The organism is Ochrobactrum chromiisoli (genome assembly GCF_026241335.1).
Taxonomy (GTDB): Bacteria; Pseudomonadota; Alphaproteobacteria; order Rhizobiales; family Rhizobiaceae; genus Brucella; species Brucella chromiisoli.
Genome location: NZ_JAPHAV010000019.1, coordinates 29,208 through 54,814, shown reverse-complemented (window position 1 = coordinate 54,814; position 25,607 = coordinate 29,208). Strand labels below are relative to the sequence as shown.

Here is a 25,607-nt window from a genome sequence, read left to right as displayed (position 1 = left end):
CCCCGGCAGCGGAAGGGATTATGCCAGCGCGCTGATCATATCCGGACGAAAACCAGCCCAATGGGATTCACCGGCAACAACAACCGGTACCTGACGGTAGCCCAGTCCCTGAACGAGATCATACGCATCGCTATCCGCGGAAATGTCGATAACATCATATTCAATGCCCTGACGATCGAGCGCGCGGGTGGTTGCTGTGCACTGGACGCAGGCGGGCTTGCTATAGACGGTAACGTTCATTTTTTCCTCACTGGGGATAGATTGGTATGGGTTGCGGCTACTGGAGTAACGACGCACAAAGACGCTCGCACATGGTAAAATGCGCGCGGAAAAACTCGGAAACTGAAGAAATGCGGCTCACCCCACTGGCAAGCCATGCACACTAGCCCGTAAAGGGCGGACCGGAACTATTCTGTTTCAAATCACTCGACATGCTTTTCACCCCGAAGCTATTGAGAGGGATATACGGGGCACCAAAAAACGTGGCAGCACAGTGCCATAGTTTATCGCGCGCCAACCGGACACCCCGCCCGTGGACGTTACGTTCAAGGCAGGTCTCCTGGCTCACGGCTCACCGCCCTCATCCGTCTTCCCGGCCTGTGCCAGTGACATCTGGATTTGAGCTTGCCGCTTACAGTTGCGGGGGCAGCTACGGCTTAACAACATCCACGATGAATGCAGCGCACCGTATTCCCATCTTCGCTTTCAATTCTCACGAATCGTAAGAACCTTGAACACAATATGTAGTACCTGAAGTTAAAACTTCGTCAATGGATAGATGCTTCAAAAAAATTAAATCTAATTTTGTTGCGCTGCGGCTGTGAATAACAGGGATATTTTATGGTGCCCGACCTCAGACGGGCCAAACCAGTGAACAGGTAATCCGATAGATAGATTCGCGGCATTCGACAATCTGACAGAGACGCTCACACACAATATATAGCGAAGCCGTCCAGCACCCGGCACATAATCCGAGCCCAGCCACAGCAGCTCTCAGAAATTATGTTTCGCCTTACAAATCATGCAAAAAATCTCAACACGGGATCAATGGTTTGCGCGACTGCTCAACAGAGCGCGCCATTGAATGGCTTATGATCCTCGCTCTTCGTCGAAGGGATGATTTGACAGCCGGGCTTCATATCCTGTATCGATCAATAAAATACTGAACATTGTTCAATATAGTGAACAATAAAGCAGAGATCCTCCCAAGCATCTCTTCAAACGACCGATGCACCGGCAACATCGGGAAACTGCTGGTCTGGCTTTCCTATACGCGAAAGCCAGACCGCTTAAAACCCAGAGCCTCGGCACCGGCGAGGAATGAGAGACCTCGGCGCTGGGGAAATTTGGATAAGGGTGGAAAGTATGACTGTAGGTATCAAGCCATTTTCGTTCGATACGGTCGGCTCAATGCTCGTTGAGTGGGGCGCTGCAAAGCGGCTCGGCGAAATTTTGGGAGAACGGTTTTCCGAGCGCAAAGTCCTCATCGTAACCGACAGGGGGCTGCACAAGGCTGGCGTGCTCAACGAAGCGCTTGCTTCGCTTGAAAAGGCGGGTTTTGTCACCAGTATTTTCGATGCTGTTGTTGCCGACCCTCCGGAGTCGGTTCTGTTTGAATGTGTCGATCAGGCCAAAGCAGCCGGTTGCGATATCGTTCTGGGCCTAGGCGGAGGTTCTTCGATGGATATTGCCAAGCTTGCGGCCGTCCTTATTGTCTCCGAGCAGCAACTGTCCGAGCTTTATGGCATTGGCAAAGTACAGGGTACGCGCCTACCGCTGATCCAGATTCCGACCACAGCGGGCACCGGATCGGAAGTGACGAACATCACAATCCTTACTACCGGCGAGACCACCAAGATGGGTGTCGTCTCCCGCCAGCTTTACGCGGATTTCGTCATTCTCGATGCCGAACTGACCTGCGGCTTGCCAGCACTTCATACGGCTGCCACCGGCATCGACGCCATGGTTCACGCAATCGAAGCCTATACCAGCCGCATCAAGAAAAATCCTCTTTCCGATGCTTTTGCGCGCGAAGCGTTGAAGCTCTTGTCTGCCAATCTTGTTGCGGCCTGTGAAAATGGCAAAGATCGTCACGCCCGTGAAGCCATGCTGCTTGGTGCAAATTTCGCAGGGCAAGCTTTCTCGAACTCGCCGGTAGGCGCCGTTCATGCACTGGCTTATCCACTCGGCGGTCATTATCATGTGCCGCATGGCCTCTCCAATGCTCTGATGCTAGGGCCAGTGCTCCGCTTTAACATGGCGGGTGCTGCCGAGCTTTATGCAGAACTTGCCGACCTTCTGATCGGCAAATCAGACGGTACAACCGAAGAACGTTCAGCAGCTTTCGTTGCATATATGGAAGACCTGATGAATCGCTCGGGTGCACCACGCCGCCTGCGTGATGTTGATGTGACCGAAGAAAGCCTCGAAACACTTGCGCGCGATGCAATGCTTCAGACACGTCTTCTGGGCAACAACCCTGTCGATGTAACAGAAGCTGACGCGCTTGCGCTTTATCGCGAAGCCTTCTGAGTTAGCAAATATCATTTAAATCCAGTCGCGGAAGAGTGCTCTAAATAAGCGCTCTTCTACGGCCTGCTTGATCTATTCGGAGTTAAAATCTTGAGCACTGAACGCATTGACGGTCAGGAGCAGCCATATTGGCCTGCCGGACCGTTTAAAATTCGCCTGCCCTTCGTTCATTATAAATTCGAATGGCCAGACTATTTCCAAGGTCTATTGATGTGCGCGGTGGATCTTTCAGCAATTCCATTGATGACAGAGCTTCTAGGCATGCCCTTTGAAGTGGCGCTTGCGGTCGTCATCCTGAACGGTCTTTTCTATCTCGCGCATCATCTGCTAGGCGATCCGGTTGTGCCAGGCTGGATCACACCCGCTATTCCCCTTCTCATGGCTTATTGCGCCACTTTCCCCGAAGGACCGGAACGCGTGCATGCCCTTGTTGCGTTCCAGATGATGCTCGGGTTGTTTTCGATCTTCATCGGAGCGACAGGATTGGCGCATCGAGTCGTACAGCTGATACCACCTGCCATCAAAGCAGGTGTCATCGTGGGGGCTGGTTTTGCTGCAGTTATTACTGTTTTCAAAGTCGGCGGTCGCTTTGACACATTCCCATTCACGATCAGCATCGCTGTTGGCATGGGTTTCTATGTGATCTTTTCGCGCCAATTTGCGCGTATCAAAAACACTAATCCTATTTTGGCAACTATCGGCAAGCTCGGTATCTTTCCTATCATTTTGCTTGCAGTCATCATCGCACCGCTTTTTGGCGAAGCGCCATGGCCGACAATAGAATGGTCCTTCACAAGCCCGGATTTTGGCACTCTCTGGCGAGAATATACAGTATTCGGCCTTGGTCTGCCTCCGGTGTCCATGTTCCTCACCGCTGTTCCGACGATGCTGGCAGCCTATATCGTGCTCTTTGGCGATGTGTTGCAGAGCCGGGCTATATTGAAGGAAGCTGACGAAGCGCGCCCTGACGAAAAGATCGACTATAGTCCGGACCGCGCGCACCTGATCTTCGGTGGACGCAATGCCGCAATGAGTGTTCTCGGGCCAGATATCTGCATGTGCGGGCCACTTTGGTCGGCAATGCATGTGGTGATTGTAGAGCGTTTCTCGCAAGGGAAAAAAGCCATGCACTCGCTTTTTGGTGGCGCAGGCTCTTTCCGCTGGGGAACCAATACAGGTTTGCTCCTCATGCCGATTGTGACGCTTGTTCAGCCGATCCTGGGTGTAGCATTGGCGCTGACTCTGCTTATTCAGGGATATGTGTCGGTGCGTGTTGGCATTCTGGAAGCACGTTCGCAGCGCGATCTTGGCATTGCCGGCATCGTTGGCGCCGTTCTGGCTACACGCGGTGCAGCCTGGGCATTTGCTACCGGCGTCATCCTTTGTCTGCTCGTCTATGGTCGTGATTTCTTCAAAGGCGAAACTGACAGCACTTTCGTCAAAGACCAGAAATCGCAGTGATCTGACCACGAAGCCTCCCGAATATTTATTGGGGGGCTTCTGCTTTTTATACACACAATATAGCTAAATTTGCCTCTTTAGGCAGTTTCATATAGATTTCCGCCGCAATCCGGCAACCGCATTTTTCACCGCTGCGTCTATTGTCGCGCATTGCGTGATAGTTCGGAGTAAAAATTGCGTAGTGAACAGTCTGTTCTTCAAATATCCATAGCAGTTACTATTTTTATTGCAGGGTTTGGTGTTGTCTTCGGCCTTTTATCTGGGTCATTTTCGATTGTGTTTGATGGCGTCTATATGCTGGCCGATGCTGCGATGAGTGGTCTTGCACTTGTCGTTTCACGCCTGATTGCGCTTTCTGCGCTGCCAGAGCCGCCGCGCGGAAAATTGCGCGACCGTTTCACCATGGGTTTCTGGCATCTTGAGCCGATGGTTCTGGGGCTCAATGGCATCATGCTCACGGGTGTGGCCATCTACGCGCTGATCAACGCGATCGGTAGCCTGATGGATGGTGGCCGCGATCTGGAATTCAGCTATGCTATCTTCTATGCCGTGCTCGCCCTCATTGCATGTCTTGGCATGGCATTTCTTGAAATGCGCGCCAACCGCAAGCTCAAATCAGATTTTATCGCCCTTGATGCAAAATCTTGGATCATGTCTGGCGGCATAACGGCGGCACTTCTGATCGCCTTCACCATTGGCTATTTCATTCAGGAAACCCAATTCGACTGGATCACGCCTTACATCGATCCTGCCGTGCTTGCGCTTGTTTGCGTCATTATCATTCCAATGCCTGCCGCAACGATCAAACAGGCATTATCGGACATGCTTCTGGTTACGCCTGTCGACTTTAAAAAGCACGTCGATGACGTGGCAAAGCAGGTTGTGGACCGCTATGGCTTCAAATCTTACCGCGCCTATGTCGCCAAGGTCGGACGCGGTAAACAAATCGAACTCTATTTTATTGTACCAAAGGCACAACCTGCAAAGAAACTCGAAGAATGGGATGCATTGCGCGATGAAATCGGCGATGCGCTCGGCGGCGAAGGCCCTGACCGCTGGCTGACGATTGCCTTCACAACGGATGTTGAGTGGGCGGTTTAGCGCGCCGGTCTGTTTCAATCAGATCGAAATACGCTCTAAAGCGCAATTTTTGCCGACCTTCGCTTCACTACGGCAAGACCTATGCCCAAAGCGAATCCGTTGCCAGATTTCATTACTGCCCGATTTAAGTGATCATTAACCGTGTTTTTTCGAACACAAGGGCATGGCGAACGCACAACCGTCACAACTGTTGAACTCGAATTAGATCATAAAATTCAACGCATTGATAAATGTTTCATTTTTCGCGCAGAAATGTGATCGCGTTTTACGTTGACTATTAACATTTCGTTAACCACAGTTTGTTGCAATTTGTTACAAAGCGTTATTGTGGAGCGGGCACGAATTGAAAAAGATACGGCAGATAAACCAGCAGTCCCTGAGCGCAGGGAACCGCACTGCCGTGTCGCAAATGACCACTTTCTGGGGTGTGATGCGCGCCTATTGGGTTTCAGACCGCTGGAAAGAGGCATGGGCCCTTACGATCGCGATCTTCATCTTCACAGCATTCATCAGCAAGACGACGGTCTGGGTTGCGGAAGCATCCGGCCTTCTGATGAATTCCATCGTCAATGTCAAAAGTGCACCGGTGCAGGACCCGCTGATGGCCATTGCCATCAATGCCGGTATGCTGGTCATACTGATGCTTGGCAAGGATGTGCTGCTGGTCGGCTTCCGGCATCTTCTGTCCACCACCTTGCACCGGAAATGGCGCAAATGGCTCAATGACAGCTTCTCCGATGCACTGCTTGATCGCAATCACACGCATTACCATCTGCAACAGGGAAAAGGTCCAAGCCTGCCCGATAATGTCGATCAGCGTTTGCAGGAATCCATCAAGGGCATGACCGGCGGCGCCATTGGTCTTGTTATGGGCATTGTTGGTGTCCTGCTCTCAGCGTTCTTCGTTGGCCAGAAACTTCTGGAAATCTCGACAGAAGTAAACGGACTGGAGTTTCTTGGCTCTTATGGTGGTGCGGTCGTGGCTTTTGCCGCTATCATAGTCTACGTGCCGATTGGCACACTGATTGCGATCAAGATCGGCCGCAAACTGGAAAAGCTCAACCTGCGCATGCAAAAAGCGGAAGGCTCCTATCGTGGTGAATGGACCACGCTTCTACGCCGCAGCTTCCAGATTTCGGCTTCCGAAGGTGAAGCCGTACAAAGCACGGTCAACAAGCGTCTTTATCAAGACGTTGATGGAACCTGGAACCAACTCAACCGCTTTGATGCTGCCTATCTCGCCTTTTCACAGGCTTATGGCTTTCTGTCCAATCGCATCATCGCTTATATTCCGGGCCTGATCCCCTATATGAGCGGGGCGGTCAGCTTCCGCAATTATGTGACCGGTGCCGAACTGGTGGCCGCCATGATCAATGATTGCTCATGGTTCATTCAGGTCATGCCGGCAATTGCCAATCTGCGCGCAAATGCCGGTCGTGTCACTGGTCTCGCACAAGCCATTGAAGCCGTGCAGGAGCCTGCCGAATTCTATGCCCGTTCAGGTATAAACCGTTTCACATTTTCCGCGCAGCACCCACATTTTGGTCTTTCGGTCCGCAATCTTGCGCTCATGCTCGGACCCGACACGGAAGCGCCGTTTCTGCGCTCCGGTGTTATTAATATCCGCTCCGGTGACTGGGTTTATATGCGTGGCGAATCCGGCTCGGGCAAAACCTCGTTTATCAAGGCGCTCAATGGTCTTTGGCCATATGGAACCGGCGACATCATCTATCCTCAGAAGGCAAAAGCCATCTACACACCACAGGAAGCAAAGTTTCCAAGCGTGTCGCTCAAGCAACTTGTTTGTCTTCCCGAAGACGAAAGCCAGTTCAATGATCTCACGGTTGCAGCCATATTACACGAAGCAGGACTTGGCGAATTTATCCTGCGGATGAATGATGACAATGCAGATGGATCGGCATGGGACATGGTGCTCTCTGGCGGGCAAAAACAGAAGATCATGCTTGCCCGGCTTCTGCTGCATAAGCCATCAGTGATCTTCCTTGATGAAGCAACCGGTGCGCTTGATCCTGTGTCGAAGCTACGTTTCCACACAGCGCTCAAAACACATTGCCCGGATGCAATTGTCCTCTCCATCATGCATGAGGAAAAACTGCCAACGCTGGAAGACGGCCAAAACGTCTATTCGCATGTGCTCGACATTCAGAACGGCTATATGTCGCTCAAGCCGGTTGATGCTGCATCCGAGCCGCAGATTCCATTGGTCGCAGCCGAATAGTTCAGAAGGCCCTAAGTGAAACGCATCTCATTCTGGGATGCAGAATATTGTTCTTTCCTTGGGCTATTGCGGGCAGTCGTGTCGCGCAAATTTTCATTGGTCCGTTGCCGTCGGTACGGGATTTGAACACGGAATGGTTGCCAAATCTATCCAGCGCATAAAGAAGTTTCGATAAAGCATTTCCAAAAAGTGCGACGCTGCTTTGCGTCGGATAATGCGTAAAAATAAAGGACTAGAGTGCCGATTTGATCCAGTCAGATCAGCACTCTGAAAAGGGTCAGTGGAGAGCCTCCCGTCGGCCTGGCAACAGCGCGTCAATGACACTGGCGAGCCGCATTTCCTGTTGACCACTGGCGATCGTCCGCTCAAGCACATCAAGCACAACGGCACCCGCGCCGCGCGCCGCATCGACCAGCGTGCCACCATGAGCCAGATTGGCCGTCAAAAGACCGGTAAAGAGATCGCCTGTGCCAACCGGCGCGATAGGCAGGCGTGGAAATGTCAGTCTTGTGCTCGTCTTGTTCTCGAAAACGATGTTTTCCAGCAAACCATCCGGCGTGTCGGCAAGAGTGCAGCCGGTAACGACCAACCGCGCCTGGCGTTGCGCCTGTATTTTCAAAACGTCCGCCTCAAGCGCACGCCATGACGATATCCCGCTGCCCGCAATCAGGCCGACCTCAAACTGATTGGGGGTCAAGACATCCGCCATCGGAACAAGGCGACCAAGCAGACACTCGACCACCTGGTCAGCGACAAAGACACCGAGATTGGAATCGCCCATCACCGGATCGCAGATATAAACGATATCCGGGTTGATCCTGCGCGCCCGCTCAACGAAAGCGGCAACCACATCACCATTGGCGCGCGAGCCCAGGTAGCCCGAGATAATATAGCGGCTCGTTTCGATCAATCCGCGTTCCTCGACACCACGAAGCAGATCACCGACGAGCTCCGATTCGAGCACACGTCCGCGCATGGTCTCAAAATGAGGATTGTTCGATAACAATGTGGTGGGAACCGCCGCAACGGTCAGCCCCCGCACCTGCATCGGCAAAACGGCAGCGCTGTTTCCGACATGGCCATGCACGACCTGGCTTTGAATGGATATAATATTCATCAGCCTCACTCCGCTGCATCTTCGCTGATTGCCAATTTGGCACTTTCACGGCGAGGCAACCGGCCATTGAGCGCCAGATAAGCGGCCAGCCCGATCACCAGCCCCCAGAAGGCGCCACCAATACCGAGCAGGTTGATGTTTGCGGCCGATGCGAGGAAGGTTATGAGCGCCGCCTCGCGGGATGCGGGGTCTGCCATCGCATTGGCAAGGCTGCCGCCGATGGTACCGAGCAGCGCCAGACCGGCCAGCGTGGTGATAAACGTTGCCGGAAATGCCATGAAAACCGCTGCCAGCGTCACGCCAAAAACGCCCACCAGCACATAGAAAACGCCTGCCGCAATACCAGCGATCCAGCGCTTGGACGGATCTTCATGCGCCTCCCGACCCGTGGCGATTGCCGCAGTAATTGCCGCTAGGTTAAAAGCGTGCGAGCCAAAGGGGGCCATGATGAGCGAACCAAGGCCGGTTACGGTAACAATGGGATTGGCGCTTGTCTTGAAGCCATCATTGCGCAACACCAGCATTCCCGGCATGTATTGGCCGGTCAGGGTGATCAAAAACAGTGGCAGCGCAACGCTCAGAAGAGCATTAAGCGAGAATTCCGGCATGGTGAAAATCGGCGTCGCGAATTTGAGCTGCAGGCCAGACATATCGACACGCTCCTGCGTGACCAGAAAAACAAGACCAATCACCAGAATGCCAACCACAGCATAGCGCGCAGAAAAACGCTTCAGCACGACATAGGCAACGATCAGCAGCCCAACCAGAGCAGGATCGACACTCGCGCCGCCAAAAGCTCCGATACCAAATTGCAGCAGGATACCGGCAAGAAGACCAGAGGCGATGCCAGAGGGGATCAACCGAATGACTTTCTCAAAGCAGCCGGAAAGACCAAGCAGAACAAAGGCCAGAGCCGAGACCATATAAGCGCCGATCGCCTCGGCATAGGGCGTTGTGGCAAGCGCTGTTACAAGGAAGGCCGCTGCCGGCGTCGACCAGGCGGTGATGATCGGTTCTCGATAACGCCAGCTCAGAAAAAGGCCGGTAAGTCCAACACCAATAGAGACAGACCATACCCAGGATGCCGTGAGTTCAGGGCTCAGACCGGCAACACGCGCGGCCTGAAAGACCAGAATGAAGGTACCGCCATAATTGACGATGACCGAAATCAGTCCTGCTATAATTGGATGGGTAAGATCATTCAGACGAATGGATGATCGTGAAGGCAAACGATGCGACATGGCTCTGTTAAAGCTCCTGAATTGTGGCTTGCGGCCCGTTTTTTGCCTTGACTTCTAGAGGACAAATGGCCTGTTGTTCCCATCCACTTACGAAGAGAGGTACAGACCATTTGTTCAAGCATTCGCAACTGGAGTCTGTGAAGGCTTGGCTTGCCCATCCCGCGCATGCGGCGATGCCACTGCATGCACGGATACAACGCGCCATCCGGCAACTGATCGTCGACGGCGCGCTGGGTCCGGGTAAACCGCTTCCGGCCTCGCGCGCGCTGGCAAAATCGCTCGGCGTTTCACGCGACACCATCGAGTCCGCTTACGCCCAGCTTCACGCAGAAGGCTTTATTGAACGGCGCGTCGGAAGCGGCAGCTTTGTCGCGGAAATGACAGAGTTCACGCCCGGCCGCCGGCTGACGCAGCGTGACGCACTTTTACGCAATCAAGCGCCGAACCTCAGCAGACGCGGTGCTGCCATGTTCGGCAGTGGCGGTGTGCGCGAAATGCTCTCTCCACGCCCGTTCGCACACGGCATACCGGAAACTCGCAGTTTTCCACTTCCATTATGGGAGCGTCTTGAGCGGCAGGTGCTCAAAGAAGTTGGCACGCAGGCTTTACATCACGGCGATCCGCAAGGAACGGAACCATTGCGCCGTGCTATTGCCGACTATGTCAATCTTGAACGCGGCGCACGCGCCACCGCCGAACGGGTGGTGGTCCTGACAAGCTCACAGCAGGCGCTGACCTTGTGCGCCAACATGCTGTTCGATCCCGGCGACCCGATCTTCATTGAAAATCCGGCCTATTATGGTGCGCGCAAGGCATTTGAAGCTGCTGGGCTTGAATGCTTGCCTGTGCGCGTCGATGGACAAGGGGTAATGGTTGACCAAATTATCGATGATCCGCGCGGTGCAAAAGCTGCTTTTTTGACACCTTCGCACCAGTTCCCGACAGGCGCAACCCTTGCGCTGGATCGTCGTCTCGCTTTGATCGAATGGGCCGCACGGCATCAGAGCTGGATCATCGAAGATGATTACGACAGTGAGTTCCACTATGCTGGAAAGCCTACCGCCTGCGTTCAGGGGCTCGACCCGCATGACCGGACCATCTATATCGGCACCTTCACAAAAGCCCTCTTTCCGGGCCTTCGGATTGGCTATGTTGTGTTACCACCGCAGCTGGTCAAACCTATGACCGTGGCACGAACCCTGCTCGACGGGCATACTGCCTCCATCGCACAACTGACTTTGGCGCGGTTCATGGAAGGTGGACATTTCGGTGCCCATGTTCGCACCATGCGCAACATCTACGCGCAGCGCCTGGACGTTCTGACAACGCTGGTTCGCAAACATCTTTCAGAATTCGTCGAACCGCAAGTGCCGATCGGTGGCCTGCAAATGCCCTGCATATTGATCGGCGGACTTTCCGAACGCACGGCAATTGATGCAGCGCGGCGCATGGGGATAGAACTTCTTGGCCTTTCAGGACTTCATGCATCCGGCGACGGAAAACCCGGCTTCCTGATGGGCTTTGCTGCCTATACTCCACACGAAATCGAGGTCGCCGTCAAAAGGCTCGCAACTGCACTGCGCGCCGCCGTCGCCGCATAGCCAACGCCCGGTTCCATGGAGTATTGGCCTGATATAATGATCTAAAATCTCATAGAACAACAGGCTTAAACCTGCGGTTCCGTGCGTTGTAGATGGCGCAATCCCAATGCACTTATAGTGCCAAGCCACTGGCGCGATCGAAAACATGAACGCGCTCATTGTTGATCGCCGCCGAAAAAGCTGTGTGAACGCGCACATGCTGTTCACCATCGACAACAGCAGTTATCTGGTCTTCACCAAGTTCAAAAACCACATGTGTCTGTGCGCCGGTTGGCTCCACCAAAATTGTTCTTCCCTCAAGGCGAATATCTCCGCCGGTGGCAGAACCAATATGTTCCGGCCTAAGGCCAATCGTAACCTCCTGGCCCCGCTTTACACTCCTTTGAGATGAAATGCCTATTGCCGTACCGTCTTTCAGACGCGCTATCGGTGCATTTGCATCTGCATCAATCACTGCAGCGATAAGATTCATGGCTGGCGAACCAATAAAGGCCGCCACGAAGATGTTTGCAGGGGTTTTATAGAGTTCGAGTGGCGTTCCCTGTTGCTCAATCCGGCCCTGGTTCAGAACAACAACCCGATCCGCCAAGGTCATCGCTTCTATCTGATCATGCGTCACATAGATGGAAGTCGTTCCGACTTTCTGATGCAGGCTTTTAATTTCGCTGCGCATTTGAACACGGAGTTTTGCATCAAGATTTGATAATGGTTCATCAAAAAGGAAAACAGAAGGATCGCGAACAACCGCTCGTCCCATGGCAACCCGCTGACGCTGACCACCAGAAAGCTGCGAGGGCTTTCGATCCAGCAACTTGCCAAGATCAAGCATGCGTGCTGCTTCCGCAACCCGCTCATCAATGACATTTTTGGGCTTGCCGGCCAGCTTAAGATTAAAACCCATATTCTGTGCAACAGTCATATGCGGGTAGAGTGCATAAGACTGAAACACCATAGCGATATTGCGCTCCCGCGGCGTCATACCGTTGACGATCTGACCACCAATGGCAATTTCACCATCGGTTATTTCCTCAAGTCCGGCGACCATACGTAAAAGAGTCGATTTCCCGCAGCCGGACGGCCCGACAAGCGCAACAAACTCACCGTCATTGATCGACAGAGAAATGTCGCGGATGACTTCGACGGAGCCATAGGATTTACAAACGTTAATAAGTTCTACTGAAGCCATGATTACGTCTCCCGATCAGGATTTTACCGCACCTGCCGTCAAGCCGGCGATGATGTGTTTTTGTGCAAGGAAAAACACGATGACGGTTGGCAAAATCGTCAGTGTTATGAAAGCAAGGACAAGTTGCCATTCGGTGCCGAACTCGCCGCGATAAACCATGATGCCAAGCGGCCACGGATATTTTGATTCCGAATTGAGCATGATCAACGGTAAGAGATAGCTGTTCCAACTGCCGACAAACGAGACGATGCCCACTGTTGCGAGAATTGGACGGGAGAGCGGCAAAGAAATGTGCCAGAAGAAGCGCAGATAACCGCAACCATCGACGAATGCCGCGTGAAACAACTCTTCCGGCAGGTTTCGGAAATAATTGCGAAACAGCAATATGCTCATACCGAGACCGAATGCGACCTGCGGCAGCACAACACCCCAATAGGTATCCAGCAACCCCAGATCACGAATGCGGATAAACAATGGCAGGATTGCTGTTGCCGCAGGAAACATCAGCCCCAGCAGAAAATAATTCAGCAGGAAAGACGAGCCAAAAAACTTCACATGCGCAAAGGTGAAGGCCGCCATCGCCGACACAACCAGTGTCAGGAAAACCGTCAAAACGGCGATGATCAATGAGTTGAATATTTGCAGCCAATAACGGTGACCAAAGAGAATATCTCCGTAATTCGCCCATTGCCATTCCGCCGGAAGGCCGAATGGATTGACCCGCAGATCACCCAGCGTTTTGAAGCCACCCAGCGCTGTTGTCAGAAGCGGAACCAAAACAATAGCGGCAATGAAGCCAAGCGAAAGATAGAGATAAAGTCGGGTCTGTATCGTCATGCGGACAGCGTTTGATGTATCAGTCATGGCGCATGAAAATCCTTTTATAACCGAAGGCAAGTGTCACACAGATCACGAACAAAACGACACCAACCGCACTGCCAAGCCCAACCTGCATACGCATGACACCGTATGTGTAGAGGAAGGTCACCATCGTCTGTGTTGAATTGGATGGCCCCCCGCCTGTCAGCGGCATGATCATGTCGAAGAGCTGCAGCGAACCGATGACGGCAAAGAAAATGGACAAGCGCACGGTGGAACCAAGCATGGGCAGCGTTACATAGCGAAACTTCTGCCAGCCATTCGCGCCGTCGATTTCAGCAGCTTCCAGAACAGCTTTATCGACAGACTGAAGGCCGGCTATGAAAAGCATCATGTGAAAGCCAAAATACTTCCAGACAATGACAGCAAGCACAGCGTAAATTGCGACATCTCGGTCTGCCAGAACATATGGATTTGCGAAACCAAAGAAGTTGGAAGCCGCGGCAAACAGACCGTAGTCGCCGTCATAGACAAAGCGCCAGATCAGGCCCGCCGCAACATCTGCAAGAACGTAAGGCAAAAAGAAGATCAGCCTGAAGGCGACAACACCGGGAATGCGATGCGCCAGCATCATTGCGAGCCAGATCGCTAACGGGATTTGCACAAGGACGGAGACGAAAATGATCAGACCGTTATTGAACAGTGCCTGAGAGAAGGCTGCATTGCCAAAGAGGACCTGAAAATTTTTCAAGCCCACAAATTCCGTCGGCGTTCCATACCCATTCCAGCGGTAAAGACTGTACCACGCCGCCTCACCCATCGGCAAAATAACAAAGAGTGTAAACAGCAATAAAGCCGGAGGCAAAAAGACCAGCAAGGTCATTGTGCGGTCGTGGGCGACAGAGCTTTTTTTCTTTTTGACCAGATGTGTTTTACGTGGAGGCGAGGATGCCGAAGTCACAGACATATCCGTCATCTTTTCCGCTTTCATGATGCCAATAATTAGGATGCGGAGCGCACGTCATGTTCTAACGTGCGCTCAGAACGCGCTTAACGGAGCTCGAAAGCATCCTGAATTTGCTGCGCTGCTTCTTCGGAACTCATCTGCCCTGCGAGAATATCGACCGATACATCGTTCACGACGCGTCCGACAGCAGCACCCAATGTTTGATCAAAATAGTTCTGGTGCCATGTTGAATCCGCCAACTGACGGGCAGATTCGGCCAAAAGAGGGTTTTTAACCGCACTGTCTGCACCGGCTGCAACCGGCAAGATCATGCCTGCCTCCGCCATTTTCTGCTCATTTTCCTTGTTGGTTAGGAAAAGAGCAAAATCGATGGCTTCTTTGGAAGCATTTTTGGTCACTGCCCAACCATTGATCCCGCCTAAAGTATCACTCGCTTTTCCTGCACCACCTTCGACCACAGGAAATGCAAACCGCCCTATGTTTTCCAAAGCGAGCCCTTTTCCATCGCCCGCATTCTTGCGTTGATTGGCCTCGGTATTATCAAAACCGAGGATCATTGCAGCCTTGCCATCACCAAAAACACCAAGCGCCTGCGGCCAGGTTGCCCCTAGATAGCCCGGCTGAAATGGTTCCAACTTGCCAAAGTCCGCAAGCTGCTCACCTGCCTTGAGAATGGCCGGATCCAAAAAGCCTTCACCTTCACCCTTGCTGGCAGCATCGAAGACCGCTTTGCCGCCGTTACGCATCACAAGATAGCTCCAGTAGAAGTGAAGGGGCCACTTATCACCACCCCCTCCGGCAATAGGAACAATGCCAGCGTCTTTAAGCTTGGTTACAGCGGCACTCAAATCATCCCATGTCTTGATATTGTTGGAATCTAAACCTGCTTTCGCGAAAAGTTCTTTATTGTAGAAGAAACTGACAAGACTGACTTTATAAGGAACTGCCCAGAGCTTGCCATCAAAGGAAAGACCTTCAATAGACGAACTCGTGTAAGCTTGACGCAGTTTACCGTCAGAGGCGTTGAAATCCTCTGTCAGATCCTTGAGAACACCGGTTTTTGACTGCTCCTCAAGAACACCACCACCCCAACTATAGAAAAAATCAGGGACGTCATTTGACTGTAGCAGCGTCGGGAGCTTGGCTTTGAAAGCCTCGTTTTCCAGAAATTGCAATTGGATCCGAACATCAGGATGCTGGTTTTCATAGTCTCTTGCTATTTCTTCCCAGACAGCGACCGCTTTGGGGTCCAATTCCACGTGCATCCATTTAACGGTCGTGGTCGCCGAAGCACTTGCGGTGCCTAGCATCAATGCTATGCTTGCTTTTGCGGCATAAGACATCAACTTGCCGCTCAGGCTTGCGCCTGCGTACCAATACGTCATGTTCGAGATCCTCCCTTGGGGTCATCCTCACAATTTATTCCCCAATGCGGATTAATTCATCCGACATATCTGTCGATGTCAAGGCTATTTCATAATTTTTCGCAAGCAGGCTTGACATGAACGATAGAAGTGACGCTATTTAATCCGCAATCCGATTTAAATAATATCTGATCAGCTTTGATCTCAACAGGACCTCATGAAGACCGCTGACCCCGAACTGATGCGCGCTATCAACAGGCTGAACGTATTAGATACGATCCGTCGTCATGGTCCCATTTCGCGCATTCAGATCAGCGAGCGAACTGAGATTTCCACCACGACTGTATCGGCGATAACCGCATCACTGTTGGATGATGGGCTGATACTGACACGGCATGAAGGGGATATCCGCAACGAGACGACGCGCGGGAGGCCGCGGGTCATGCTTGAGCTTAATCCTGAAGCAGCGCGTGTCGTCGGTGCAAAAATCGCGTCCAATCGCATGATTTTCGTGGTCACGGACTTTCGTGGCGAGATCCTTTCCAACCTGTCGCTTCCAATAAGAGTTGATCGTCAACCAATCAGCGTCATTGCGGATCTTATTGAAGACGGGGTACGCCGATGTGTCCTGGATGCCGGTGTGTCGCTGGAAGATGTCGACATGATCTGCCTCGGCATACCAGGCGTCATAGAGCATCGTACTGGTATCATTCGAAGCACACCAATCCTAAGAGAGCATAATTTTAATTTTGCCTCAGAAATGACAACTCGCCTGAATGTGCCCACGATTGTTGAAAGTGATGCACATGCAATAACACTTGCGCACCATTGGTTTGGCCATGCACGTGAATTTGAAGACATGGTTTTGATTTCGCTTGAGCAAACGCTTGGGCTTGGGGTCCTGCACAAAAATCAGCTGTTTCGCGGTGCTGATGGGCTCAGCCATAATCTAGGCGATCTCGTACTCGGTTATACCAATGACACGACCGTCAGGCTTGCAAGCCATGCCGGTGAAAGCGCAATTCTTGGCACTCGCCCGGATGATGCCCGTTTTGCAGAAGCCATGCGCCTCGGAAGGGGCATGAAATACGCGCATTCACTCATTAGCGCTTCCGATGAGGAACTCTTAAATGCTGCCAAACGCGCCGGCGCTGCAATAGGTCTCACACTGGCAAATATCGTAACTTTGTTTGCGCCACCGCGCGTCATCATTACGGGCACCAGTCTTGAACTTGGAGAGCCATTCATCAACAGCATTCGTGAAAGTTACAATATTGCCGTTCCACAAGCCCTGAAGGGCGTTGCTGAACTGGTTTTCGATATTGCCAGTGACGAATTATGGGCACAGGGCGCCGCTGCCGTTGCACTGCATGAACTCTACGAGTCTCCATGGAGCACGACGGGGCCTGCAATTTAACTCAGCTTAAAGTTACGGATTTCTGGGAGGAAACAAGATGGATAAGGTCGGCATTGGCATCATTGGCTGCGGAAATATCTCCAGCGCCTATCTTAAAGCGATGGCTTCGTTTCCGATACTTAATATCTGCGGTATTGCAGATATGAATATGGAAGTGGCGCAAAAACGCGCCGAAGAGTTTAACCTTCAGGCTCGAACAGTGGAGGCATTGCTTGCCGATCCAAGTGTCGAAATCATTGTCAATCTCACGATTCCAAAAGCACATGTTGAGGTGGGATTAAAAGCCCTTGAGGCCGGCAAACACGTTTATTCCGAAAAGCCGTTGGGTATCAATTTTGCCGAAGGTAAGCGGCTTTTTGAAGCTGCAAAGGCAAAGAACCTCCGTTTGGGCTCGGCTCCGGACACTTTTCTTGGCGGAAGCCATCAGGCCGTGCGTTCGCTTATAGATGAAGGTGTCTTGGGAATTCCTGTCGGTGGAACGGCAACATTTATGTGCGCAGGTCATGAGCGCTGGCATCCCAACCCGGCCTTCTATTACGAAGTGGGCGGGGGGCCGATGCTCGACATGGGACCTTATTATATTACAGAACTCGTCAACCTCCTCGGGCCGGTTGACAAAGTCGCAAGCTTCGCGACGACACCCCGGAAAGAACGCATCATTACGAGCGCCGAAAGGAACGGTGAGCATATTCCTGTTCATGTTCCTACCCATGTTGCAGGCGTTCTGGCATTTAAAAATGGCGCGGTCGTGCAAGTGGCCATGAGCTTTGATGTCGCCGGGCACAAACATGTGCCCATCGAAATTTATGGCACTGAAGGCACGCTGATCGTTCCGGACCCGAATTATTTTGGCGGCGATGTCTTGTTGCTCAAAAAAGGCGGAGAGTTTGAAGAAAAAGCAGTTTCTCAACCTTATGCCGACGGGAATTATCGCTCACTTGGAATTGCCGATATGGCATATGCCATTCGGAATAACCGGCCGCATCGCGCGAATGGCTCACTTGCACTCCATGTACTCGAAGTCATGGAAGCATTCCAGACTGCGTCTGATATGGGCAAAACAATATCTATCATGACAGACGTGGAGCGACCTGCCCCACTCGAAACGTCTCTGGTTAATAACCAGATTGCAAATTAATCCTGAGGAGGAAACAATGAAAGAAGCGCTGATCGTCTGGGGCGGCTGGAGCGGACATGAACCACAGGAATGTTCGGTAATCGTCAAAGACATCCTCGAAGAAGAAGGTTTCAAAGTCTATGTCGAGCACAGCACAGAGGCTTTTGCTGATCCGTCCGTGCATGACCTTAGCCTCGTCGTTCCCATTGTAACGATGTCGAAAATTGAAAAAGAAGAAATAAAAAACCTTGCCAAAGCCGTTGAAAATGGAGTTGGCATTGCTGGTTTTCACGGCGGAGCGGGCGACAGCTTTCGTGAATGTGTTGAATATCAGTTCATGATCGGAGGTCAGTGGGTTGCTCATCCTGGCGATATTATCGACTATCAGGTCGATGTGACCCGCCCGGACGACTCTATCATGGAAGGCATCTCAAGCTTCCCATACCGCTCAGAGCAATATTATATGCACGTGGACCCTTCCAATGAAGTGCTGGCAACGACGACCTTCACTGGTGATCATGCCTGGTGGATCGATGGGGTGGTAATGCCCGTCGTCTGGAAAAGAAAATATGGCAATGGCCGGGTATTTTATTCCGCACTGGGGCATCAAGCCAAAGAATTCTCGGTACCACAAATGCAGACGATTTTTCGGCGGGGTGCAAATTGGGCAGCACGGTGAAGGACAGGCTTCATCTTCTACGCTATGGTCTGACAGACACCCTTTATTTTTTTGAAGGGGAAGCCAGCGCAGACCGTAACGCTGCGAGGAGTGCAATCCTCTCACCATAGTCTAAGGAACAGGCGGAAGGGTAAATCATAAGACTGAAGCTCATCAAAGGCCTAATTGTACAGGAAAGCAAAAGAGCCTTTGGGAACCAGTCATCTTATCAATGTTTAAAGCTCTTGTGAAAAGCCTGCCGTAGACAAAGCGAACGATGCACCTTAAATCGGTTTTAGCCACTAAAACCCAAGCAGAAGAGCGCGTCCATGCCACAGAAAACAGATCTCCTTGCTCCCGTCATGCAAGGCCAACCCGTTATCCCGGTCCTGTTGATCGACAAGGTCGAGCATGCAGTTCCGCTGGCACGAGCGCTTGCAAAAGGCGGCTTACCTGCAATCGAAATCACATTGCGCACGGCTGCGGCACTCGACGCAATTCGTGCCGTTGCTTCCGAAGTGCCGGAAGCGATCGTGGGTGCGGGCACCATTCTCAACGCCAAACAATATGAAGATGCAGCCAAGGCAGGCTCACGCTTCATTGTCAGCCCCGGCACTACAAAATATATTATCGCCGCAGCCAATGACAGCGATGTGCCGCTGCTGCCTGCCGCCATTACGCCAAGCGAAATGCTCGCTCTTCGCGAGGAAGGCTACACGCATCTGAAATTTTTCCCTGCCGAACAGTCCGGCGGTGCGCCGTTCCTCAAAGCATTGTCATCACCATTGGCTGGCACCGTTTTCTGCCCCACTGGCGGCATCAGCCTCGCCAATGCGAAAACCTATCTCTCGCTTCCAAATGTCATCTGTGTCGGCGGATCGTGGGTTGCTCCAAAGGAATTGGTTGAGGCCGGCGACTGGGACGGGATCACCAAACTTGCAAGCGAAGCCGCTGCACTAAAAGGATAAAACCGCCCCTCCCAAATATGGTGACTCGTTTTGGGTGATCGACATCCTTAAAAATCACAAAACATGCTTATAAAAAGAGATGACTTAAAAAAGGGGCCTCGAAGGCCCCTTTTCTTGATCTGCTTTCTGATCAGTTGGTCTCGGTAAACTTTGCAACCGTCAGGAATGTAACAGCATTGCCGCTAAACTGATTGGCGCGTTCGCTCGGCAGGTCACCGCGCTGGAAGCCAGCGGTATAGACCATCGCGGGCGCAGAACGCAGGGCATCATTGCGCAACACCGGACTGGTCGCGGGTGCAGTTTGAGAGACCGAATGCGATGAAAGCGCTATCGCAGAAGCCGGTATCGCGGCAGGCTGAACAACCGGTTTTGGGTGCGAAGAAACCCTTGCCACACGACGATCGCCCTTACCTGTTGAGCGCGCACTGCTCTTGGCACCTTGACCGACAGCGACAACGTGCTGACGCGCAGGTGCAGGCTTGGCAATCGATGCAGTCTTCACCGGTGTAATTTTTACAGGCTCGGCTTTGACTTCCGCAGCTGGTTTTGTATCAAAATCATCTTGCGGCGGCGCAATCAGCTCTCCGATTTCATCCCGCTTTGAGAGCATGGCCAATTGCGTATTGGCGCGCGGCGCTTCTTTCGGTACCGGATAAGCGGCAGGGGCTTGCTGCGCAGCTGCATTGCCAGCATCTGCAACAACCGTTGAAGCAACCGGATTGTTGTTTACGAGCTGCGCAATCGCATCCTGCGGATTGTGCTGATCACGCTCCGGCCGGGCACTTGGAACCACGGCGGCTGCAAGCTCAGTCGCAGCTTCCTGCTGTGGGCGCGTGGATGGAATTGGAACAAAACCCGTTACAAGCGGATTAGAACCTTCATCAGATGGAACCTCAGCGGGTTGTACAGCAGCAAGTGCAATCGCTTCCTGAGCTGCATTGGCCGGCTTGCGGCTTGGAATTGGAACATTCAATGCGACGACAGGTGCTTCCTCAACCGCTGCAGCCGCAACAACTGTCTCTGGGCGCGGAGCCTGTAATGGCACTGGCGCATCGCGTGCAGGCAAGGCAGCAATCATCGTTTCAGCCTGTGGAGTCTGCACAGGAGCCGCAGGGGTTGGCGCCTGACGCGCAGGCACGGCACGGGCTGGACGGGCGGCAGCAGGCGCGACATCGCCGTTATCTTCTTCCTCATCAGCACCACCGCCAAAGAGCGCACCAAAGAGTGTCTTGCTCTTACGAGGGGCGGAGTTGCTTGCCATCATGACAGTGCCACCGCTCGCTTTTCGCTGCTCAATCATTGCCAGCGCCTGCTCATAGCCCGGCAATGGCTTGCCATCGGCAGGCAAGTGAGCCGTTTTGCCATCCGGGAACAGCGCCAGCAACTCGCGGCGGCTCATCCGTGGCCAGGAGCGAACATTCCCCACGTCCATATGCACAAAGGGCGAGCCGGAACGCGGATAATAGCCAACGCCACCGATCTGGTAGCGCATACCGATGCCGCGCAGCTTGGCAAGTGGAACACCGGGAATGAAAAAATCCATCGCGCGGCCAAGCGTATGCTGGCTCTTCTTCGCAACACCTTTGGTGGTGGAACGCAACATGTTGTTGGTTGCCGGTGAACGATAGGCGGAAACCACAGTAATATACTGGCTGGAGCCAGTGGAACGATAGACCTGCCAGACCAGATCGAACAGGCGCGGGTCCATTTTGGTCGGTTCGTTGCGGCGCCAGTCGCGCAGAAATACATTCAGTTTTTTCAGACCATCAGGCAGAAAACGACCATTCTTCTTGAACGTAATCTCTGCTTTTTCGCCGGTATGCACATAATAGAGCTTCAACGTGCGGGTTTCAGCCGAAGCCTGCGACGGGGCCAGCGCCATGAGCACAGCTGCCGCGATCCAGAATAAGGACATCGACAACCTGAACCAGGCTTTCGCAAAGCGCGCTTTAATGGTCGATATACTGCTCATTGAATCGTATCGCCTTACCGTGTTGTCTGCCCTAAGGGCCGTATCAGAGATCGCACAAGTGAATATTCGAGAACCCTGATTGTCGGATTTAATGGTTAATAGACGCTTAGTGAACAACAAATGAGGAAACACCATGGCAAAAAAGCCACACAGGTGCATCTATTTTCATCATGGTAAAAAAATTATTAACAATCTTCCTTGTTGCTAACATTCTAGCAACAGTGACAGCAGTGCTTTATAAGTTACTGAATTTCAATAAGTTAAGGCGCTTTACTCGTTAACAATGCGGGGGTGATCGGCGTCAATATCGCTTTCTGCACCGTATTGGCCCTTGCCCGCTACGGACGCCACATCGATGCCATATTCTTTCAATTTTCGATAAAGAGTCGTCCGCCCGATGCCCAAACGCCGGGCAACTTCGCTAATATGCCCCTCATAATGTGCTATTGCGAAGCGGATCATATCCTCTTCAGTGGCAGCAAGAGTGCGAACCTCGCCTTCGGAGGTGATTCCACGGATCGAGCGTGAACCAAACCTTTTAATGGACGCCTGATTTACAAATTCATTGTCATTGACGCGGATTGCCCCACCCTCGAATCCAAGATGACGAAAGTCGCGTATCGTCAGAGCATGTTCTTCACATAGGAGCACGGCATGGTAAATGGCATTTTTGAGTTCGCGAACATTACCGGGCCAATGATAGGACTTGAGACTTTCCAGAACGTAAGGCGTGATACCCGTGATATGGCCCAACCGTTCTTCGCCGGCAAAATGCATCAGGAACTGATGCGCAAGAAGAGGAATATCCTCGATGCGATCTCTGAGCGGCGGCATGGCAATCAGAAACGATGAAACAAGATGATAGAGGCCGGGGTGAAACCGCCCCATATGCACACGTTCAACCAGCGAATGGCTGTTGGATGCAATAATACGTGTATCGGAAAGATGATCTGCCTGCATGATCTCGAACACGCGAAGCTGCGTTCGATGAGACAAGGCGCTTATCTCATCCAAAAACAAGGTGCCGCCCTGGGCCTCGGCAAACTTGCCAGCAATCTGGATGGGCGCATTGCCGACTTGAAGGGCTGTGGGCGCGTCTGACTGCCCGAAAAGCACTTCATCGGGATTCTGCTTTGCCAATGAGCGGCAATCAATGGAGATAAATGGTCCCTGCCAGCGTTGACCACTGCTGCTGATTGCGCGCGCCAGCGTTTCTTTGCCAGTGCCAGCCTCGCCTTCGATGAGCAACGGCGTATCAAGCTGCGTCACACGGCGCGCCAGCGACACCACCTTTTCCATTTCAGAGCTTTTGGCAACCATCTCTGAAAGCAAAATATGGGATTTTTCGTAAGAACGGGTGCGCTTGAGTTCCTGTATCAGAGAATCAAGTTTGAAAGCATTGGCAAGCGAAACCTGAACACGTTCAAACGCCACAGGCTTCGTCATGAAATCCACCGCGCCAAACCTGATCGCCTGCATAGCCTTGTCCATTGTGTCATTTTGCACAAGGACAATAACAGGGGTTTGGATACCAGCTTCGCGCATTCTTGAGAGAACCGAAATACCATCCATATCCGGCATCGCCAGATCAAGGAGGATAAGGGCTATATCCTTACGGCTACAGATGAATCCGAGCGCACTGGTCCCGCCATCTGCCAGAATAGTGCGATAACCCATGCGCAAAACCGCCGCCTCAAGGTGGCGGCGTTGTATCGGATCATCATCCGCTATAAGGATACGCGTACTCATAAATGCTCTACTACCAGTGGCGTATATGTCAGAATATCCCAATATATTGTATTGATCATATTTCAGGCACTTTTTTTGAAACAGCATTTCTCATCAATGCAAGCCCTATGCGCGCACATTCGTATATCATCCTCAGAATAGTGGCGCTTTTCTGAACAAACCCGCGCACCCCTTGGCGACTTGAAGAAGACATGCGAAAAGAGGCCAACAGGAGAATGTTATGACCGTTGCCATTTATCGATTTTCAAAGTCTGTCGCGCTCGACACTGTTTCCCATATGCCCGCCGGTGATACCGGAACTGCTGCAAAAGCCGATCTTGGAAAGCTGCCCGAGTGGAATCTCGCCGATCTTTATCCTTCCGCCGAGAGCGCTGAACTGAAAGCCGACCTCGAAAAAGCGGCAAAGGATGCAGCCGATTTTGAAAACCGCTGGAAGGGCAAACTCGGTGAAGAAGCAGCCAAGGCCAATGGCGGAAATTTCGCCGATGCGATTAAGGAATATGAAGGCTTAAGCGAACTCATGGGCCGCATTGCCTCTTTCGCAGGCCTTTATTATTATGGCGATACCACCGACCCCAAGCGCATGAAGCTGTTCGGCGATGTGCAGCAGAAGCTGACAGATGCCAACACGCCGCTCATTTTCTTCAGCCTCGAAATCAACCGCATCGATGATGACGTACTTGAAAAGGCGATGGCCTCCAATCCAGTGATCGGCCACTACCGTCCATGGCTGGAAGATCTGCGCCTCGACAAACCCTATGAGCTTGACGACAAGCTGGAACAGCTTTTCCACGAAAAATCGATCACCGGCTACAGTGCATGGAACCGCCTGTTCGATGAAACCATGTCGAGCCTGCGTTTTGAAATCGATGGCGAAGAACTGGCCATCGAGCAGACGCTTAACATGTTGCAGGATGCTGATGGTGCCGTGCGCAAAAAGGCATCGGAAGCGCTTGCCAAAACTTTTGGTGCAAATCTGCGCACTTTCACGCTGATCACCAACACGCTGGCCAAGGACAAGGAAATCTCTGACCGCTGGCGCGGTTTTGAGGATATTGCCGACAGCCGTCACCTTGCAAATCGCGTCGAGCGCGAAGTGGTTGATGCGCTGGCGAGTGCCGTCGAAGAAGCCTATCCGCGCATTTCGCATCGCTATTATGCACTGAAAGCCAAATGGCTCGGTCTTGAAAAGCTGGAGAACTGGGATCGCAATGCACCGCTGCCGGAAACTCCGCAGGCACTGATCTCATGGGATGAAGCGCGCGAAACCGTGCTTTCCGCCTATGGCAACTTTGCCCCTGAAATGGCCGAAATTGCCAAAAAATTCTTTGACAAAAACTGGATCGACGCGCCGGTGCGTCCGGGCAAGGCGCCGGGGGCTTTTGCGCATCCGACCGTGCCTTCCGCCCATCCCTATGTGCTGCTCAACTATATGGGCAAGCCGCGCGATGTGATGACGCTTGCGCACGAACTCGGCCATGGCGTGCATCAGGTGCTGGCCGGCGAACAGGGTGCGCTGATGGCATCTACGCCTCTCACACTGGCTGAGACGGCTTCCGTCTTTGGTGAGATGCTAACGTTCCGCTCGCTGCTGGAACGCACCACCAACAAGCGCGAGCGCAAGGCCATGCTGGCTCAGAAGGCCGAGGACATGATCAATACGGTCGTGCGCCAAATCGCTTTCTATCAGTTTGAGCGTCGTGTTCACACCGAACGCCGCGAAGGCGAACTGACCTCAGAGCGTATCGGCGAAATCTGGATGGATGTGCAGCGCGAAAGCCTTGGCGATGCGGTCAATCTCAATCCGGGTTATGAAACCTTCTGGACCTATATTCCGCATTTCATCCACTCGCCTTTTTACGTCTATGCCTATGCTTTCGGCGATTGTCTGGTAAACTCGCTGTATGCCGTCTACCAGAACTCGGAAAAGGGCTTCCAGCAGAAATATTTCGATATGCTGAAGGCGGGTGGCACCAAGCACCACAAGGAACTGCTGGCGCCATTTGGCCTTGATGCAACCGATCCAAATTTCTGGAGCAAGGGCCTTTCAGTGGTGGAAGGCATCATCGACGAACTCGAAGCCATGGAAGACTGAGCA

Annotated in this window: 19 protein-coding genes and 1 riboswitch; of the genes, 10 read left to right on the top strand and 9 right to left on the bottom strand. The window is 52.5% G+C overall.

All coding sequences use genetic code 11. The annotated features are described in order from the left end of the window. Positions 1-18 precede the first annotated feature (18 nt). Positions 19-240, bottom strand: a complete 222-nt coding sequence (gene nrdH, locus OPR82_RS20700) for a glutaredoxin-like protein NrdH (RefSeq protein ID WP_265986818.1) — start codon at positions 238-240, stop codon at positions 19-21. 292 nt (positions 241-532) lie between these two features. Beyond that, positions 533-748, bottom strand: a riboswitch (cobalamin riboswitch). A gap of 617 nt (positions 749-1,365) precedes the next feature. Between nrdH and OPR82_RS20695 the strand changes: the two genes are divergently transcribed. The 4 genes from OPR82_RS20695 to OPR82_RS20680 all read left to right on the top strand — a co-directional run bounded on the left by OPR82_RS20695 (position 1,366) and on the right by OPR82_RS20680 (position 7,333). Next, positions 1,366-2,532, top strand: coding sequence for an iron-containing alcohol dehydrogenase (locus OPR82_RS20695; RefSeq protein WP_265986817.1), 1,167 nt, complete (start codon positions 1,366-1,368; stop codon positions 2,530-2,532). Positions 2,533-2,622: 90 nt separating this feature from the next. Continuing rightward, complete coding sequence (locus OPR82_RS20690) at positions 2,623-3,993, top strand: hypothetical protein (protein ID WP_265986815.1); 1,371 nt, start codon at positions 2,623-2,625, stop codon at positions 3,991-3,993. A 174-nt stretch (positions 3,994-4,167) separates the two neighbouring features. Continuing rightward, the gene (locus OPR82_RS20685; RefSeq protein ID WP_265986814.1) at positions 4,168-5,094 is read left to right on the top strand and encodes a cation diffusion facilitator family transporter; all 927 of its coding nucleotides are present in this window, start codon (positions 4,168-4,170) and stop codon (positions 5,092-5,094) included. Positions 5,095-5,494: 400 nt separating this feature from the next. Beyond that, entirely contained in the window at positions 5,495-7,333 is a 1,839-nt protein-coding gene (locus OPR82_RS20680; RefSeq protein WP_265986813.1) for an ABC transporter ATP-binding protein/permease, read from the top strand. Between the two features lie 277 nt (positions 7,334-7,610). Here OPR82_RS20680 and pdxY read toward each other — a convergent pair whose 3' ends face one another. Both pdxY and OPR82_RS20670 read right to left on the bottom strand, forming a co-directional pair. Beyond that, positions 7,611-8,450, bottom strand: a complete 840-nt coding sequence (gene pdxY, locus OPR82_RS20675; protein WP_265986812.1) for a pyridoxal kinase — start codon at positions 8,448-8,450, stop codon at positions 7,611-7,613. 5 nt (positions 8,451-8,455) lie between these two features. Beyond that, the gene (locus tag OPR82_RS20670) at positions 8,456-9,691 is read right to left on the bottom strand and encodes a benzoate/H(+) symporter BenE family transporter (protein ID WP_265986810.1); all 1,236 of its coding nucleotides are present in this window, start codon (positions 9,689-9,691) and stop codon (positions 8,456-8,458) included. Between the two features lie 110 nt (positions 9,692-9,801). Here OPR82_RS20670 and pdxR point away from each other — a divergent pair, with 110 nt between their 5' ends. Next, entirely contained in the window at positions 9,802-11,292 is a 1,491-nt protein-coding gene (pdxR, locus tag OPR82_RS20665) for a MocR-like pyridoxine biosynthesis transcription factor PdxR (RefSeq protein ID WP_265986808.1), read from the top strand. A gap of 112 nt (positions 11,293-11,404) precedes the next feature. Here the strand turns inward: pdxR and OPR82_RS20660 are convergent, their stop codons facing one another. The 4 genes from OPR82_RS20660 to OPR82_RS20645 form a co-directional block, all read right to left on the bottom strand. Continuing rightward, a complete protein-coding gene (locus OPR82_RS20660) occupies positions 11,405-12,478 on the bottom strand; it encodes an ABC transporter ATP-binding protein (protein ID WP_265986806.1) in 1,074 nt (357 codons plus the stop codon). 15 nt (positions 12,479-12,493) lie between these two features. Next, positions 12,494-13,342: a carbohydrate ABC transporter permease gene (locus tag OPR82_RS20655; RefSeq protein ID WP_265986805.1), complete on the bottom strand. Its 849-nt coding sequence runs from the start codon at positions 13,340-13,342 to the stop codon at positions 12,494-12,496. Further along, positions 13,335-14,273 carry a carbohydrate ABC transporter permease gene (locus OPR82_RS20650; RefSeq protein WP_265986803.1) on the bottom strand — a complete coding sequence of 313 codons (939 nt, stop codon included), beginning with the start codon at positions 14,271-14,273 and terminating at the stop codon, positions 13,335-13,337. Before OPR82_RS20650 ends, OPR82_RS20655 begins: the two co-directional genes overlap by 8 nt. A 74-nt stretch (positions 14,274-14,347) precedes the next feature. Then, positions 14,348-15,607 (bottom strand): extracellular solute-binding protein, encoded by a 1,260-nt coding sequence (locus tag OPR82_RS20645; protein WP_407673288.1) that lies wholly within the window; start codon positions 15,605-15,607, stop codon positions 14,348-14,350. 238 nt (positions 15,608-15,845) lie between these two features. Here OPR82_RS20645 and OPR82_RS20640 point away from each other — a divergent pair, with 238 nt between their 5' ends. From OPR82_RS20640 to OPR82_RS20625, 4 genes are all read left to right on the top strand, one after another. Further along, positions 15,846-17,045, top strand: coding sequence for an ROK family transcriptional regulator (locus OPR82_RS20640; protein WP_265986799.1), 1,200 nt, complete (start codon positions 15,846-15,848; stop codon positions 17,043-17,045). Positions 17,046-17,082: 37 nt separating this feature from the next. Next, complete coding sequence (locus OPR82_RS20635) at positions 17,083-18,183, top strand: Gfo/Idh/MocA family protein (RefSeq protein WP_265986798.1); 1,101 nt, start codon at positions 17,083-17,085, stop codon at positions 18,181-18,183. Positions 18,184-18,199: 16 nt separating this feature from the next. Then, positions 18,200-18,841: a ThuA domain-containing protein gene (locus OPR82_RS20630; RefSeq protein WP_265986797.1), complete on the top strand. Its 642-nt coding sequence runs from the start codon at positions 18,200-18,202 to the stop codon at positions 18,839-18,841. Between the two features lie 308 nt (positions 18,842-19,149). Continuing rightward, positions 19,150-19,788, top strand: coding sequence for a 2-dehydro-3-deoxy-phosphogluconate aldolase (locus OPR82_RS20625; RefSeq protein ID WP_265986796.1), 639 nt, complete (start codon positions 19,150-19,152; stop codon positions 19,786-19,788). Positions 19,789-19,918: 130 nt separating this feature from the next. Here the strand turns inward: OPR82_RS20625 and OPR82_RS20620 are convergent, their stop codons facing one another. Together OPR82_RS20620 and OPR82_RS20615 are read right to left on the bottom strand one after the other, a co-directional pair. Further along, positions 19,919-21,760 (bottom strand): DUF882 domain-containing protein, encoded by a 1,842-nt coding sequence (locus OPR82_RS20620; RefSeq protein ID WP_407673286.1) that lies wholly within the window; start codon positions 21,758-21,760, stop codon positions 19,919-19,921. Between the two features lie 270 nt (positions 21,761-22,030). After that, a complete protein-coding gene (locus OPR82_RS20615; protein WP_265986795.1) occupies positions 22,031-23,509 on the bottom strand; it encodes a sigma-54-dependent transcriptional regulator in 1,479 nt (492 codons plus the stop codon). A gap of 220 nt (positions 23,510-23,729) precedes the next feature. Here OPR82_RS20615 and OPR82_RS20610 point away from each other — a divergent pair, with 220 nt between their 5' ends. Next, positions 23,730-25,604 (top strand): M3 family oligoendopeptidase, encoded by a 1,875-nt coding sequence (locus OPR82_RS20610; RefSeq protein WP_396997346.1) that lies wholly within the window; start codon positions 23,730-23,732, stop codon positions 25,602-25,604. Positions 25,605-25,607 lie beyond the last annotated feature (3 nt).